Source organism: Corynebacterium tuscaniense DNF00037, assembly GCF_000759055.1.
Taxonomy (GTDB): domain Bacteria; phylum Actinomycetota; class Actinomycetes; order Mycobacteriales; family Mycobacteriaceae; genus Corynebacterium; species Corynebacterium tuscaniense.
Window position 1 is genome coordinate 14,858 of sequence record NZ_JRNG01000011.1, and the last position, 15,865, is coordinate 30,722.

Consider the following 15,865-nt stretch of genomic DNA (forward strand, 5'->3'; position numbering starts at 1 on the left):
CACACCAAAAGTCCAGGACGCGAACGGGCGATGCGGCACATAGTCAAACCAACCCGAAGGCCTACCCGCGAGCTAGTCGAGGGCAACCCCCACCCACACCGGCTCAGGCACCAAAGTGACCCCGAAATGGTCACGCACTCCGTCGCGGATGGTGCGGGCTAGGGCAACGATGTCGTCCGCGGTAGCAGATCCGCGGTTAGTCAGCGCCAGGGTGTGCTTGGTGGACAGGCGAGCAGGGGCATCGGCACCAGGGAAACCCCGGGGGAAGCCAGCGCGCTCAATGATCCAGGCGGCAGAAAGCTTCACCATCCCATCGGGCTGGGGGTAGCGCGGCATGGTGGCAGCGTCCGCGCCATCCTTGCTGGCAACTTCGTCGGCGATAGCCACCGAGACGACGGGGTTAGTGAAGAAGGAGCCGGCAGACCATGTGTCATGGTCCGCCGGATCGAGGACCATGCCTTTGGAGGCGCGGACGCGGAGGATTTCCTCGCGGGCCTCGACAAGCGGAAGGCGCTCGCCGTCCAGATGGCGTAGTGGGATGGACAAGCCCTCCGAACCGGTGGGAGTGAGCTGCATCTCGACATCCAAGACTGCAGCACGACCGGTGAATTTCAGGTTGGAATAACGGTAGGCCAGGTCGAGGGAGCTGGCCGGAACCCACTCCGTCACGCCCGTCTCGCGGTTGTACAAGTGAACGCGGGTGAGCACGTCGGAGACTTCCGCACCGTAGGCACCCACGTTCTGCACCGGCGTGGCACCCGCGGAACCGGGGATGCCAGACAGGGTTTCAATACCGGACAGTCCCGCCTCCACGGTGGCGGCGACAACGTCATCCCACACAGCACCCGCGCCGGCACGGACAAGCCCCGGCACACCATCGGCATTCACCTCAATAGTGTCATTGGCGGCGATCACCACAACAAGATCAAGATCGCCCTCCGCTACAACGAGGTTGGAGCCACCGCCGACGATGAGGAGGGGGGTGCGGGCGGCGTCGATAAGCGACACTGTGCGCGCAAGCTCTTCAGAAGTGCGGGCGCGATACGCGTGGCGCGGGGAACCTCCCACACGCAACGTAGTCAGGTCCGCTAAACGCACGCCGTCGATTTTCTCCGCCGGTGGAGTCGATGAATGTTGATGCACCCAAACAACGGTAGTCTGTTTGGCATGGCAACTCATAGCGAAAACACCGTGACCATCAACCAACCTGCAGCAAAGGTGCACGAGGCATACTCCTCCCGCGCATACTGGGAGTTCATCGCCGCAAACCTATCGCCCGAGCCAGGCGAGGTCAACGAATTCACTGACACCTCCGTCACCCTCTTTGAGGTTCTGCCCACTACGCTCCTGCCGGAGGCCGTGCAATCTATGGTTTCCCAGGCGCTCAAAGTCAAGCGCGTAGTCAACATCGGCACACTCGAGGGAGAGGCAGCCGAGGTGTCCTACACCGCTGACGTCAAGGGCACCCCGGTGGACTTCGGTGGCACCATCAAGCTCACTGGCTCTGGTGAGACCACCACGCTCACCTACGACAACGAGGTTTCCGTGAACATTCCCTTCATGGGCCCGGCTATTGAACCAAAGGTCGGCGAGGCCCTAGGTGACCTGTTTAACCAAGAGGGCGAGCTCACCGAGAAGTGGATCAACGAGAACCTCTAATCCCCTCTTCGCCACACCACTTCACACAAGCAACCAGCAACCTCACAGGTTGTTTGCAGGTGGCATTAGTGGTGCTGGCAAGTGTGTGATGGACAATATCGTCTCATGACGCGCACGAAATCACGCCGAGGCCTCAAGTTTCTTCTTGGCATCCTTGCTGCGCTAGTCGCGTTGTTCTTCCTTGCGGAAATATCCCTCCGAGTGTTCATCGCGCAGCAAATCAAAACCAGTTTCCTCGATAGTGCGCCGGAGTCCGTGACCGTGGAGCGTGAGCCCAAGGTCTACTTCGGCGCACAACCCGTTTTATTCGGACTGGCCACCGGAAAAATCCACCACATTAACCTGGACCTCCCGTCCACACTCACCCCCGATAGCACCTATATCGCGGGAACTCCGTCCGCGAAGATTAACGCGACTGGGTTCATTCTTGACCCCGATGACCCCCGGGCCGACCGCGTGGAGGTGCACACCATTTTGCCGCAAGCAGTTGTCCGCGACATGCTTCAGCGCGAACTCGGTGCATCACTGGAGGAGTCCGGCGACGATTCATTTCCCGGCTACACCCAGATTCTCAGCGTCACCAACGTCCAGGCAAACCCGGATAACAGTACCTTCACCATCACTTTTTCCAACGGTGCTTTTGCCGTGGAGCTGCGCCCGAATATTCAGAATGGCCAGCCCGTGTTTGAGGCCGTGTCTACCGAGCTTTTGGGCCGCACTTTGCCTGACTTCTTCTCAGACGCCGTCAGCGTTGCGCTTAAGCGTGGCCTGAATGACCAGGTAGTTGGCACCATGAAGATTGAACGCTTTGATGTGGTTGATGGCGGTTTTGCGGTAACCATCATCGGGGAAAACGTCCACTTCAACGAGCTGCAGGTGTAGCAAACACGCGCTTCGCGCCGGCGTAAAGCGCATCCACCGCCCCCTCAAGTGTGCTCACGCCGTAGACCACTAGCTCGGAGGTCGTATCTGGGAGCCCCACGCCCGCAGCCACTGCAAGGACAGCTACATCCGCGCGTTCCGCGATGCGTGCAAGAGCTTCAATTTTTTGCTTATCGACGTCCCCCGTACACACCACCCCCAGCCGCGCCGGCTCATCCACCACTTGACTCACCGCGATGATGTCCGCCAGCACAGCGCTGGTGTCGGTAGCGAGCAAATCCAGATCCACCGCAAGCCAGATCTCCGTTGCGCCCTCTTGCACCGCCATGCGTGCCTCCGCAGCCTTGATGAGGCTATGATGGCGTCCCGTTGGCCACCCCACCAGTGCGATCACCGGCGCTACTGCGCTAGCCACGCCAGTGGGTTCGACGACGATACCTGCCTGGGGGTCCTGCACAATAAAGCTATCTGATGGCGCTTTCGCCCCGGGGTCGAAGACGCCAATACGCTTCGAAAGCCACGCTACATCCTCTGCGGAAATCTCCACGCCTGATTACCAGCCGTAATTACCGCGCAAGATGTTGTTGATCTGCGGGCGCACATCGAAGAAGTAAATACCGATGAACACGCACCCAATCAGACCAAGGAAACCGAAACCGCTCAAACAGGCGATACCACTGCCCGCGAGGATGGCCGTCCACGCCCACTTCTGCATACGGTCCGCCGCAGTGAAAGCGTCATCGCGCGTGACACTCGCCATCCCCGCACCCACAAGGCCTGCGATACCCACGAGCGCCATGACGAACTGGCGCAGCAACGTCGGCGCAATCATGATCCACGCCTCAAGCGGAAGATTCGAGAGCTGGAACAAGGTCATAGCGGGGTCAAGCCCTTTCTACATTCGGGAGTGGCTAAAGGTCTCACACTTGGTACTGCGTTCGAGCTTAGAGCAGGAAGTGGCTCACCGTGTAAATGGCAATGCCGGCCAGCGAACCGACAATCGTGCCGTTCATACGAATGAACTGCAAATCCTTCCCCACCATCAGTTCAATCTTCTCCGAAGCCTCTTTAGCATCCCAGCGCTTCACCGTTTCCGAAATGATCGCCGTAATGTCATTCGCATAATGGTCCGCGATGAAACGCGCTGCACCTTCAATCCGACGGTCCAAATTCTCCCGGAGTTCCGCATCAGTATTGATGCGTTCACCCCACTCCTGAGCCAATTCCGCCACGCGGCGACGGAGGAGGGAGGAGGGGTCGACGGCGGCGTCGATAAGCGACTGCGAGACCGCATCCCACATCTCCCCCGCAACATTCGCGGCGGCCCGCGAACCCATAATGTCCTGCTTCAGACCCTCGACCCGCGTGATCATCGCCGCATCAAACTGAAGATCCTGCGCAAACTGCGACAACAAACGACGAATCGCACGACGAGCGTCATGCCGCGGATCCGTATCCACCTCCGCCATAAAATCGACCAACTCGCGGTACACACGCTCCCCGACGAGCTCCTTCGCAAAGCGCGGCGCCCAGCGCGGCATACGCTCATCGATCAAGGTGACCACCCCGGACTCCATCTCCCCCACCTTGCGGCGGCCCCACGAAATGATCTCCTGCACAACCGGCTCAACCTTGCCATCCTCAATCAAAGAGTCCAGCATCCGCCCCAACGGAGGACCCCACGCAGGCTCCGTAAACCGGCCAATCACCTGCTGATTAATCAGCGCCTCTGCATCCGCTCGATCAATCGCCCCCACAGCATTCGCCGTAAAACGTCCGACCCGATCCGAAACCTTCCCCGCATTCTCCGGATGAGCCAACCACGCACCAATTTTCTCCGGCAGATTCGCCTCAGAAACCTTCTCCGTGATCAACTGCGCATTCAAAAAGTTCTCCCCCACAAACTCCGACAAAGAATCCCCAATCTGATCCTTCTTCCGCGGCACCAAAGCCGTATGGGGAATAGGAAGACCCATCGGGTGCCGGAACAGCGCCGCCACAGCAAACCAATCCGCCAACCCACCAACCATGCCAGCCTCAGCGCCTGCCCGCACAAGCCCCACCCACCATGCAACAGTTCCATCCACATGGTCCAACCACCACGTACACACCACAAAGATGATCGCCGCAATAACGAGCAAGCCCGTCATCAACGACTTATAAAACCGCAACGCACGACGTTGCTGTGCTTCCTTCTCCGGGTCAACGCCTGGAAACGCCGACCCCTGCGACGCGATGGAAGGACGATCAAGGGACTTTTTGGCCATAGATTGATTAAAGCGCAAAGAAGCCTCCCACTCACGTTTACACACGTCAAGTGGGAGGTTTCCCTGTTCAGGCTACCGTGGCTCCGTTAGTTACGGCGACCAGTCTCCTTGCGGTACGCCTTGTAGTCCTTACGACCAACCGTGATCAGCACAATCGAACCAATCACCATCACCACAGTCATCACCGCACCAGCGATGAGAAGCGTGTTGGTGATGTCATCCGAAGCACCATGGCCCCAGATGTGAGTTCCAGCGCCGTAGATCAGCGTGCCCATGCCAGCCAGCGAAGCAAGCATCAAGCCCATGCCAACCCAGGTCGAGTTACGCATCAACGAAGAGTGCGGTGCACCCAGCGAAACCGGGTCATAGCCCTCAATGTAATTATCGTGGATTGCCTGGCCGTACTCCGGGAAGGTCTCAATGGAACGATCCGCAACAGGTGCGGGTCCGTGGTGTCCACTCATGGAAATTCCTCTCTTCCTCTAGGGCAAACCCTAGTCATCCTTACCGCGGAATGCCGCGCGGGCACGCTCACGGTTGACAGCGCCGACAGCCTCAAGCGGGATACCAGCCGGGCAGACATCTGCACACTCACCGAAGAGGGTGCAGTGGCCGAAGTTCGTCTCCAACTCATCAACCATCTGGCGAGCACGTTTACCGCGCTCCTCCTTGCCCAGTGGCAGGAGCTTCAGGTGGCTCAGCTTAGCACCGGTGAACAGGTGCGCAGCACCGTTCGGGCAGGCAGCCACACAAGCACCACAGCCGATGCAGGCAGCGAAGTCGAGTGCCTTCTCAGCAGTCTCATGGTTGACGTGCAGGGTATCTGCATCCGGAGCGGTACCAGCCTGGATGGAGACGTAGCCACCCTGCTGCATGACACGGTCCAGTGCGGAGCGGTCCACGGTGAGGTCCTTGATCACCGGGAATGCAGCGGAGCGGAACGGCTCAATCTTCAGCGTGTCGCCGTCCTTGTAGTTGAACAGGCGCTGCAGGCAGGCAGTGATGTTCTGGCCCGCACCATGCGGGCGACCATTCACGGACAGACCGCAGGTACCACAGATGCCCTCACGGCAATCAGAGGCGAAGGTGAAAGGCTCCTTACCTTCCTCAACGCGGGCATTGTTCACGTGATCCAACAGCTCCAGGATGGACATCTGTTCAACAGCGTCATCCACCTGGACGGTCTCGAAGGATCCTTCAGCGTCGGGTCCGGCCTGACGCCAGATCTCAAGTGTCAGTTTCATTACTTGTAGTTCCTTGTCATCAGCGGGATCGAATCGAAGTACAGAGGCTCAGCGTGGCGGACAAACTTCTCCTCACCAGCGGGCTCCCAAGCGGAGACGAAGCACCAGTTCTCATCATCACGCTCTGCCTCACCATCCTCGGAGAGGTGGTCTTCGCGGTAGTGCGCACCACAAGACTCATCGCGGTCCAGGGCATCAATGATCATGAGCTCACCTAGGTTAATGTAGTCCGCCACACGGAGGGCATTCTCCAGGGTCTGATTCATGTCCATTGCGTCGCCCGGAATGTTCACGTTTGCCCAGAAGTCTCGGCGCAGTTCGCGGACAGCCTTGAGGCCCTTCTCCATGAGCTCCACGTTACGTGCAACACCGCACGATTCGTAGAGGATCGCGCCGAGCTGCTCGTGGTAGTGGTCCGGGCCGTGCGGGTCAGAGCCGTTGATGTTCATCAGACGGTCAATGTGTTCCTGGGCACGGGCGACAGCTGAGGTAACCTCAGGCGCCTCCAGCTCGAGCAGCTGCTCGTTCAGGTGACCAGCGAGGTAGTTCGGAACCGTGAACGGAAGGGTGAACCAGCCGTCAACGGAAGCGGACAGCAGCGAGTTTGCACCCAGGCGGTTTGCACCGTGGTAGGTCCAGGAGCACTCACCGGCGGCGAACAGGCCGTCGATGGAGGTCATCTCATTGAAGTCGGTCCACAGGCCACCCATGGTGAAGTGGACGGTCGGCGCAATGAGCATCGGGGACTCGTACGGGTCCTCACCAACAGAGTCGAAGTACATCTCGAACAGGTTCGAGTAGCGCTCCTTGATGGTGTCCTTGCCCAGACGCTCGATGGCGTCTGCGAAGTCCAGGTACGCAGCGTTGTGCAGCGCACCAACACCGCGGCCAGCGTTGATCTCCTGGGAGATAGCGCGGGAAGCAACATCACGCGGGACCAGGTTGCCGAAGGCCGGGTAGCGGCGCTCCAAGAAGTAGTCACGATCCTCTTCCGGAATCTCGTTTGCCGGACGATCGTCGCCCTGCTTCTTTGGCACCCAAATACGGCCGTCATTACGCAGGGACTCCGACATCAGGGTCGTCTTGGCCTGCCACTTAGCGTTGACCGGAAGACCCGTCGGGTGGAATTGCACAAAGGCCGGGGATGCAAGGTAAGCACCATGCTCGTATGCACGCATGATGGCAGACGCATTGGAGTTCTTCGCCAGCGTGGTCTTGTGGTACACGTTGCCGTAACCACCGGTAGCCAGCACCACAGCGTGGCCGGTGAACGGCACGAGTTCGCCCGTGATCAGGTTACGGGTGACAATGCCACGGCACCGCTTCTTGCCGTCCTTCTCAGTGATGATGAAGTCGACGAGGTCGTTGTGGGTGAAGATCTCCACGTTGCCCAGGTGGATCTGGCGCTGCAGCGCAGATGCCGTGGACAGTTGGAGCTGCTGACCTGTTTGTCCACGGGTGTAGTAGGTACGGGAGACCTGCACACCACCGAATGAACGGGTGGCCAGGGTGCCACCGTACTCACGAGCGAACGGTGCACCGATCGCGTTCATGTGGTCGATCACGCGGACCGACTCAACAGCAAGGCGCCAGCAGTCGGACTCACGGCAGCGGTAGTCACCGCCCTTGACGGTGTCCTTGGTGTGGCGGTACGCACCGTCGTTATCCACCTTCTTGCCGCGGGCGGAGTTAACGCCACCCTGAGCAGCAATGGAGTGCGCACGGCGCGGAGCGTCGTGGTACGTGAAGTTCTTCACGTTGTAGCCGAGCTCGCCGAGCGCGGCTGCTGCAGCACCACCGGACAGGCCGGTACCAACAACGATGACTGTGAACTTACGACGGTTCAGCGGGGAGACCAGCTCCATGTGGTCCTTCTGGTAGCTCCACATATCGCGCATCGGGATGCCCTTGGGCTCATTGTTCTCCAGGATGCTGCCCGGAGTTACCCCCTTGGCCTTGGACTGCGGGTTAGTGAAGTCCTTCTTGCCGGCATCAGTAGCCGGGTTAGTTGCAGTAGTCATTGACGTTCCTCCAGCAGTTCCTAAGACACCAATCCGAATGCGATAGCCAGTGGCATCGCAATGTTGGCAATCACAACGATGGCGGGGATCCAGTAGGCCAGGACAACCATGATCGCGTGGCCTCGCTTGCCCAGCCAGCCCAGGTCAGACACAGCCAGGTACACACCGTGGGTGAGGTGCATGAAGAGTGCGAGCATTGCCACCACGTAGAACAGGGTGACCGGCCAGCGAGCAGGATCGAATGTGGCGATCATGTTGGCCTTGATTGAGCCTGCGACGAAGCTGTCGGAGGCCACAACCTCACCAATGGTCAGATCCAACAGGTGGAAGATGATGAACAGCAGCAGGATCACGCCGGTCACCAGCATCCAGCGGGCAGCGGTGGACTGCAGTCCACCCATAAGGTTGGTACGGCGGAACTTACCGCGTGACTTTCGAGAGCGACCGTGCAGGGCAAATGCACCCCACACGTGCAGCACCAGGCAGGTAAGTAGCACGATGCGGATGATCCACAGCAGCGACTCACCTGGGAAAAGGGGCTGGCCCATCGTGCGTAGGAATTCACCGTACTCATCGATAGCCGGCTGCGCGCCGTGGTCCGGCATGAAGATCTTGAGGTTACCGACCATGTGGCCGATGACGAACAAGAAGAAGAACAGGCCGGTCACGGCCATGATGAGCTTGAGCGCCCAGGTAGGCACTCCGGGCCGCTCACGCAGCGGCTCCTCAGTAATTTTGCCGTGACGAATTGCGTCACGATCTGCGTTTTTTACAGTCATGGCACCTCCAGTGTCGATTTAACTCTACGGTTTCTCTGAGGTTTCCCACGAGTCGAACAGGTTAGTTTCCCGCGATTACCCCCGCTTCTCACCACTTTTTGCCCCGTTTCTCGCTCTTCTCATCGCCGTCGCTTTTCGACGCTCCCCTACCCCTCTACAAATTCCCCCGCAATTACCCCCATTGCGCTGTCGTTTCTCTCCCACCCGGCAAGTCTGACACCACTTGCCTCACTGCCCCCATCCGGAGGTGTGAAGTTTCCCACTTTCAACCCCTATTTTCGGTCACCCCCACCAGGCTCACCCCGAAGGGCGTCAACCTTTGGTTGGTTAGATGAACCTAAGTGAATTACCCCTGCAAGACGGTCTAAAACCGCCTGTCGTTGATGCTTTCACAATAATGCCCCCGATTCCATGATGGAGCCGGGGGCGCAATATCGAGCTTCTATTTCACAGCTACAAAGGTCTTGCTGCCTTCGAAGCCCGCGCGAACGGACAGGACACCACGGTCCTTCGCGTCCTTCGGAACTGCGATACCGATGTTGCCGGTCTCCTTGCCACCCTTGTACAAAGTCTTGTACATCTCCAGGTCATCCGGAACAACTGTGGTGTAGTCCGTCCACGTGTAGGTGTTGCCGTCTTCAGCGACATATTCAATATCCAGGAACTCGCTCTCGCCTTCCGGATTGCCGCCCGTGTACTCCATCGTCACATTGATCAAGATGTACTCTTTGTCTGGGCCCGGATCATCGTTGAATTCGTTCTCCGCCATAACCTTGCCGTGCGCGTCCAAATCCACCGAGTTCACTGTGAGTACCCAGTCACCACTCTCAAACGAGGTCCCCAATGCGTACGGATCTTCGCGGGTGCCCTTGTGGTCACCACTCGGAGCCGGCTTCTTTTCGGTCGACGGCTTTGCTGCTGAGCTCGCTGTGGAAGCGGGAGCCTTGGTGCTCTTCGTAGCACTTGGCTGAGTGGGAGTCGGCTTAGGGTCATCCGGGCCCAGTGTGGCGCCGAGAATTCCCAGGGACACAATCGTTCCTACGATGCCACCTATAACCGAGGTGACAATCGCCGCAATGGCCGGCGCCTTCGATTTGGACTGAATGACCAAGCCAACAATACCCAGCACGAATGCCACAAACAGCACGAACCAGCCGATGACCTGAATAACCGGAATGCAGGCGAGAATGAAACCGAAAACTGCGAGGATCAAAGCGATAATGCCCGCGACATTCGGCTTATCCCCATTCGCCTGTTGTGGCATACCCGGGTACGGGTTCTGGTAACCAGCGCCGCCGTAGAGGCTGTGCTGCCCAGGCTGCCCAGGCTGCCCCGGCTGCCCAGGCTGCCCAGGCTGCCCCGGCGCACCGTATGGGCTACCCGCGTACTGCGAGCCGTAACCGCCCTGGGGGCCGGGGCCCGCCGGACCACCTTGTGGGAAGCCCTGCGGACCAGCTTGTGGTCCACCCTGAGGTCCGCCCTGGAAGCCTGGCCGCTGACCTCCTTGTGCATACGCCGATTGTGGCGCACCGAATTCGCGGGTTGCGTTCACGCCACCCGGTATGGTGGGTCGGTTCTGAGCACCCTGCGCACCGGAGCTGGAAGCACCGTAGGTGGAACCTGACTGCGGTCCGCCGGGTTGTGGCCGGCCATTTTGCTGCCCACCGAAAGGGGAACCAGTAGTCGGACCGAACTGACCCGAATGCGTTGACTGACCAGGCTGTCCCGGATATGCTGCCTGATCCTGCTGTGCGGATGAGGCTGGCTTATCGGGCTGGCCCGACATTCCAGCCGAATCCAACTTGCCGGACTGCTTGGTCTCGCCGAGGGACGTCGTGGGGGTCGAGTCCGACGAAGACGGCGTGTGGACATACGGGGAGCTTGAGTATCCAGAAGTACCGCTTGAGTTACCAGGCTTGCTGGCACCGTCGGTACTATCAGTGCTGCTGGTGCCACCCGCACCGCTGGAATACTTCGAAGGCGTGTACTCGCTCGTGCCGGACGATCCGGTTTGAGGGTCATTGCCATTCTTCGGGTCCTTGGGATCCACTGGATCCTTCGGATCATTCGGGCCTGAGGTGGGGCCACCGTTGGGGTTATTCGTAGACACGCTTTGACCCTTCTTGCTCGGTTCGTACGGTAAAGAACATCGCTAACCTTACCGTCCATTAGACCGTTTAGCTGAATAGGTGCTGAAAAATCCCCAAACTCTACCTGGGATGGTGGAGTTTGGGGCCTACCAAACGTCGATAAGCAAGTGCTTAGAGGTTGATCATGTGACCTTCGACGCCGTGCGCAATCTCCTTAAGCACCTCAGACAATGTCGGGTGAATGTGCACGTTACGTGCAATTTCGCCCGCGGTAAGGTCGAAGCGCTGAGCGAGGTTAATCTCCGGGAGGAGCTCCGAAACATTGGCTCCAACGAGGTGGCAGCCGAGGATCTCCCCGAACTCACCATCAACGATGAGCTTGCCGAAGCCCTGGGACTCAGCCAGGCCGAGTGCCTTGCCGTTCGCGGAGAACGGGAAAGTAGCAACCTTGATGTCCTTGTCCGGGAACTTCTCGCGTGCCTGCTCCTCGGTGTAACCCATGGATGCGACCTGTGGGTTGCAGAATGTTGCGCGTGGCATCATCTGGTAATCGCCGAGCTCCATAGTCTCTGCGTCCGCGATGGTCTCCGCAGCGACGATGCCCATAGCCTCAGCCACGTGAGCAAGCTGCAGCTTCGCCGTCACATCGCCGATGGCGTAAATGCCTTCGACGTTAGTGCGCATGCGCTCATCCACAGCGATCGCACCGCGCTCGGTGAGCTCCACACCCGTGTTTTCCAGGCCGTAGCCTTCCGTGCGTGGCTGGAAACCAACAGCAACCATGACGCGGTCCACGGTCAGGGTCTCAGTCTCCTCGGAGCCCTTCTTTTGAATATCAACCTCGACGGAGTCACCGTTATCGCGCACAGCCGTGGTTGCGTGGCCCGCCAGGAGCTTCACACCAAGCTTCTTGTACGCCTTAGCAATCTCGCGGGAAACGTCCTTTTCCTCATTCGGCAGAACACGGTCCATGAATTCCACGACAGTGACGTCCACACCGTAGTTGGACAGCACGTACGCAAACTCCATGCCAATCGCGCCGGCACCGACAATAACCATTTTTTCTGGGGCCTTCGGATTGAGGATCTGCTCCTCGTAAGACACCACGTTCTCAGACAGCTCAACGCCCGGGAGGGTCTTCACCACAGAACCGGTAGCGATGATGCAGTTATCAAAGGAGATTTCCTTCCCCTTGTCATCGCCCTCAGTGATCTCAATCGTCTTAGCGTCCTTAAAGGACCCCAGACCATGGATCTCCGTGATCTTGTTCTTCTTCATCAGGTAGTGGACGCCGCCCACGATCTTCTCCGAGACCTGGCGGGAACGCTTGTGCGCGTCCTCATAGTCAAAGGACACCTCACCCTTAATGCCAAAGGTCTTAGCCTCATGGTTGAAGATGTGCGCGACCTCAGCGTTTTTAATGAGGGACTTGGATGGGATGCAGCCGACATTCAAGCAAACGCCACCCCAATACTGCTTCTCTACGACCGCAACCTTCTTGCCCAGTTGAGCCGCACGGATAGCGGCGACGTAGCCACCAGGGCCCGCGCCGAGTACTACAACGTCATAATGTTCATTAGTCACGCCCACTAGGATACGTGCGCTTGCGCCTAAACGCTCGGACAGGTTTCCCTGTACCGTTTTATCGCGCCCAAATAGGGGTCTTTGCCTCATATTCACAACTCCTTCAGCGGTTTGGCATGATGTACAAAGTTGTCCCGCCATCCAAGAAGGACCCCCATGAAGCTGTCTCGCCCCATGCTGGTTACCGCCACCGCAGGCGCACTCATTGCAGGCTCATTCGCGGCCGCCGATTCAACGCCAGTGTTCGCACCGCTTGGCGACGTCACTGAGGTCACCCCTACCACCCCCGATACCGGCAGTGAATCCGAGGCCGCGACCGAGCAGGATGATCCTGCCCCGGCAATAGATCCTGTCGATCTGCCCGCCGAGATTGTTCCCGAAGTGGATGTCCCTGAGGCTGACATTCCCGCCGACATTATCCAGGCGGCCCAAAACCAGCCTGACCACGCTGCGAAATCCCCAGTGGCAGGGCAGCTGCGTAAGCTGACCGCTCCGCCGCACACGGCAGGTGGTGGGGCGCAAGCGTGGTTTGCCACCACAACAGGGAAAGACTCCCAGGTGGAAGCCTGGGAAGTCTGGTCCGAATCCATGAACCGTTGGATTCCAGTAGCCATCATCCCGGCCACTGGTCCGGATAAGAAGACACGCATCCCTAACGCGCCGACGTTGTACATGCTCAATGGTGCCGGTGGCGCTGAACAGAACGCTGACTGGATTAACGCTGGCAAGGCCCATACCTACTTCCCCGGCAAAGGTGTCAACGTGGTGATCCCCATGGAGGGCGCCTTCTCCTATTACGTGGACTGGCTCGCTGGTGGTGATCAGTTGGCCACTAAGTCCGACTACTTCAAGGGCGCACAGAGGTGGACCACTTTCTTGGGCCGCGAACTGCGCGAGCCGGTGGAGACCTACTTGGACGCCGACACCACTAAACGTGGCGTTGTTGGCATGTCTATGTCCGCCACATCTTCGCTCCTCCTGGCGGAGCACTACCCGGGTGAATACCACGCCGTTGGTTCTTTCTCTGGCTGCGCCGCTACGTCCACTTCATTGCCCTGGGCGTTTGCTTCACTGACTGTGAACCGGGCCGCCACAAACCCAAACTACGGTTCCATCACCCCGGCCGACATCTGGGGTCCGATGGGCAGCCCCTACAACCGCTACAACGACGCCCTGGTGAATGCGGAGAAGCTCAAAGGTTCTGCACTGTACATCTCCAACGCGTCCGGTTTAGCTGCAGAAGAGGATATGTACAGCTACCGCCGCAATGCGCGCAAACAAAGCCCTTTGGATGCCATTAACGGTTCGATGACCACCACCATCGAAGGTGGCGTCATCGAGGCAGCAACCAACGCATGCACTCATGATCTGCGCGCAAAATTAAACAGCTTGAGCATTCCGGCTCATTTTGAGTTCAAGAACACTGGTACCCACTCGTGGCCCGTGTGGCGGGACGACATGCTTCGCTCTTGGGAAACCGTGATCGGGCCCGCCCTGCTGGGCAGCAACTTCGTGGCGGACCGAGAAAGCCTGCCAGACTCTTCGTCCTGGGATGCTGATAACTCCAGCTAGCAGCTCCGAGCTAAGCAGAAAAATCGGCCTTCCTCGCGGTCTCATTGCAACTGCGGGGAAGGCCGTTTTTCATCTGCAGTTCTCTGCAGAGCGCGTGTTTTAGAACATGCCCAGTGCCAGGGCGATGCCTGAGGACATCGAGGACGCTCCGTGGGCCAGGCCACCCAGGAACTCGTTGATTGTAAGCTGGATCTGCTCGATGGGGTTCAGGTGCATTGTTATTGTCCTTTTTCTTGAGTAGTGGGGTTTTTCGACGCTCAGTGGGACGAGCTTTTAATAAACCTTCACGCCATTATTCGTAAAAGGCCATGGTGTCGTTACAGTCGGTTTTCACAATAACATGATTCACTTGAGTCACATTAATGGTTTTTATCGCTTGTCGGTCAGGGGTTGCACAGTTAAAGTCAAGTGCGATCTTAAATTATCTCTCGGTAACACCCGCCGCCACCGAAGCGAATAGAGTGGGTGAACCCGAAGCAGCAAAGGAACACCATGAAGCTTTTCCGCTCCGCCCTCGCTATCGCGGCAGCATCCGCAATCGCATGTGGCGCCACAGTTACCACCCCAGCGAATGCCGCATCCGTCACCGCCGAGCAAGCAGCCGGCGACGCCGCACTAGGCACCGTGAAGAACTGGGACGCCAACGAGGCCCCCAAGGCCATCTCCACCGGCAAGACAGCCGAGTGGGTTGCCGAAGTTGATGGTAAAAAGGTGCAGGCCTACTGGGTCACCTCCCCGTCCATGGGACGCGACATCCCAGTTGCAGTTATCCCGGCACGCAATAAGGATGGCCAGGCGGTGCAGAACGCCCCCACGATCTATCTGCTCAACGGTGCCGGTGGCGCAGAGCAGAACAATGATTGGCTGACCTACGCAAACACCCAAAAGTTCTTTGCTGATAAGGGCGTGAACGTGGTCATCCCGATGGAGGGCGCGTTTTCCTACTACACCGACTGGTTGAATACCCCAAAAGCGCAGTACTTCCGTGGCCCACAGAAGTGGGAAACGTTCCTGACCAAGGAGCTACCGGGCCCGATTGAGAAGAAATTGGGTGCGGACAGCCGTCGCGCAATCGTTGGTTTCTCCATGTCCGGCACCTCCGCACTGGTGCTGCCCACCAAGATCCCGGGCTTCTATGACGCTGCGGCTTCCTTCTCTGGCTGTGCCGCAACATCCACTATGGCTCCGTACAACTTTGCTCGCCTGACCGTCAACCGTGGCGCAGGCGCTGCTGGTGCGAATTATCAGAACGTCACCCCGGAGCAGATGTGGGGGCCGATGGGCGGCGAGTACAACCGCTGGAATGATGCACTGGTCAATGCGGATAAGCTGCGCGGCACCGCACTGTATGTCTCCACTGCTACGGGGCTTGCCTCCGAAAACGACATGATGGGCACCCTTATGGGCAAGGGCGCTACCCAGGCTGAGGCTTCCGCTGCCGCTATGACCCTGCAGGTTGAAGGTGGTGTCATTGAAGCCGCGATCAACTCCTGCAACCATGACCTGCGTGCCAAGCTGACAAAGCTCAATATTCCGGCACACTACGAGTTCCGCAACGTGGGCACCCACTCCTGGCCGGACTGGCGCAAGGATCTGGAGAACTCTTGGGAGAAGACTATTAAGCCAGCCTTCAAGATGTAATAGGGCTTCAAAGCCCCAATCCCCCTACCCCCTTCCTGGCAGCCCAAACTATCCCCCCTGCCTGGCAACCCAAACTATCCCCCCTGCCTGGCAGCTCAAACTATCCCCCTGCCTGGCAGCCCAAGC

General features: G+C 58.7%; 14 protein-coding genes. 4 read left to right on the forward strand and 10 right to left on the reverse strand.

Annotated features, from left to right (window positions below; all coding sequences use genetic code 11):
• Positions 1 to 72 precede the first annotated feature (72 nt).
• Positions 73 to 1,179 carry a UDP-N-acetylmuramate dehydrogenase gene (locus tag HMPREF2129_RS03215; protein ID WP_084576500.1) on the reverse strand — a complete coding sequence of 369 codons (1,107 nt, stop codon included), beginning with the start codon at positions 1,177 to 1,179 and terminating at the stop codon, positions 73 to 75.
• Here HMPREF2129_RS03215 and HMPREF2129_RS03220 point away from each other — a divergent pair.
• Entirely contained in the window at positions 1,168 to 1,659 is a 492-nt protein-coding gene (locus tag HMPREF2129_RS03220; RefSeq protein ID WP_034663178.1) for a DUF2505 domain-containing protein, read from the forward strand. The genes HMPREF2129_RS03215 and HMPREF2129_RS03220 overlap by 12 nt on opposite strands.
• Positions 1,660 to 1,764: 105 nt before the next feature.
• A complete protein-coding gene (locus tag HMPREF2129_RS03225) occupies positions 1,765 to 2,541 on the forward strand; it encodes an LmeA family phospholipid-binding protein (protein WP_034663074.1) in 777 nt (258 codons plus the stop codon).
• On the opposite strand, the gene HMPREF2129_RS10565 is transcribed toward HMPREF2129_RS03225, so the two are convergent.
• The 9 genes from HMPREF2129_RS10565 to lpdA form a co-directional block, all read right to left on the reverse strand.
• Positions 2,522 to 3,088: a hypothetical protein gene (locus HMPREF2129_RS10565; protein WP_052092622.1), complete on the reverse strand. Its 567-nt coding sequence runs from the start codon at positions 3,086 to 3,088 to the stop codon at positions 2,522 to 2,524. The two genes, HMPREF2129_RS03225 and HMPREF2129_RS10565, sit on opposite strands and share 20 nt — an antisense overlap.
• A gap of 6 nt (positions 3,089 to 3,094) precedes the next feature.
• Entirely contained in the window at positions 3,095 to 3,418 is a 324-nt protein-coding gene (locus HMPREF2129_RS03235) for a DUF2516 family protein (RefSeq protein ID WP_373277193.1), read from the reverse strand.
• Between the two features lie 67 nt (positions 3,419 to 3,485).
• The gene (locus HMPREF2129_RS03240; RefSeq protein ID WP_034663077.1) at positions 3,486 to 4,808 is read right to left on the reverse strand and encodes a DUF445 domain-containing protein; all 1,323 of its coding nucleotides are present in this window, start codon (positions 4,806 to 4,808) and stop codon (positions 3,486 to 3,488) included.
• An 86-nt stretch (positions 4,809 to 4,894) separates the two neighbouring features.
• Positions 4,895 to 5,272, reverse strand: coding sequence for a hypothetical protein (locus HMPREF2129_RS03245; RefSeq protein ID WP_034663079.1), 378 nt, complete (start codon positions 5,270 to 5,272; stop codon positions 4,895 to 4,897).
• A gap of 30 nt (positions 5,273 to 5,302) precedes the next feature.
• Positions 5,303 to 6,052 (reverse strand): succinate dehydrogenase/fumarate reductase iron-sulfur subunit, encoded by a 750-nt coding sequence (locus tag HMPREF2129_RS03250; RefSeq protein ID WP_034663082.1) that lies wholly within the window; start codon positions 6,050 to 6,052, stop codon positions 5,303 to 5,305.
• The gene (locus tag HMPREF2129_RS03255; protein ID WP_034663085.1) at positions 6,052 to 8,073 is read right to left on the reverse strand and encodes a fumarate reductase/succinate dehydrogenase flavoprotein subunit; all 2,022 of its coding nucleotides are present in this window, start codon (positions 8,071 to 8,073) and stop codon (positions 6,052 to 6,054) included. Before HMPREF2129_RS03255 ends, HMPREF2129_RS03250 begins: the two co-directional genes overlap by 1 nt.
• Positions 8,074 to 8,093: 20 nt before the next feature.
• Complete coding sequence (locus HMPREF2129_RS03260; protein ID WP_034663087.1) at positions 8,094 to 8,852, reverse strand: succinate dehydrogenase cytochrome b subunit; 759 nt, start codon at positions 8,850 to 8,852, stop codon at positions 8,094 to 8,096.
• Positions 8,853 to 9,294: 442 nt separating this feature from the next.
• Entirely contained in the window at positions 9,295 to 10,962 is a 1,668-nt protein-coding gene (locus tag HMPREF2129_RS11305; protein WP_052092626.1) for a DUF4352 domain-containing protein, read from the reverse strand.
• Positions 10,963 to 11,113: 151 nt separating this feature from the next.
• On the reverse strand, positions 11,114 to 12,526 hold the full coding sequence (lpdA, locus tag HMPREF2129_RS03270) for a dihydrolipoyl dehydrogenase (RefSeq protein ID WP_198021517.1): 1,413 nt from the start codon (positions 12,524 to 12,526) through the stop codon (positions 11,114 to 11,116).
• Positions 12,527 to 12,682: 156 nt separating this feature from the next.
• Here lpdA and HMPREF2129_RS03275 point away from each other — a divergent pair, with 156 nt between their 5' ends.
• Positions 12,683 to 14,098: an alpha/beta hydrolase gene (locus HMPREF2129_RS03275; RefSeq protein ID WP_052092629.1), complete on the forward strand. Its 1,416-nt coding sequence runs from the start codon at positions 12,683 to 12,685 to the stop codon at positions 14,096 to 14,098.
• 492 nt (positions 14,099 to 14,590) lie between these two features.
• Entirely contained in the window at positions 14,591 to 15,739 is a 1,149-nt protein-coding gene (locus HMPREF2129_RS03280; protein ID WP_034663091.1) for an alpha/beta hydrolase, read from the forward strand.
• The last annotated feature ends 126 nt before the right edge of the window (positions 15,740 to 15,865 follow it).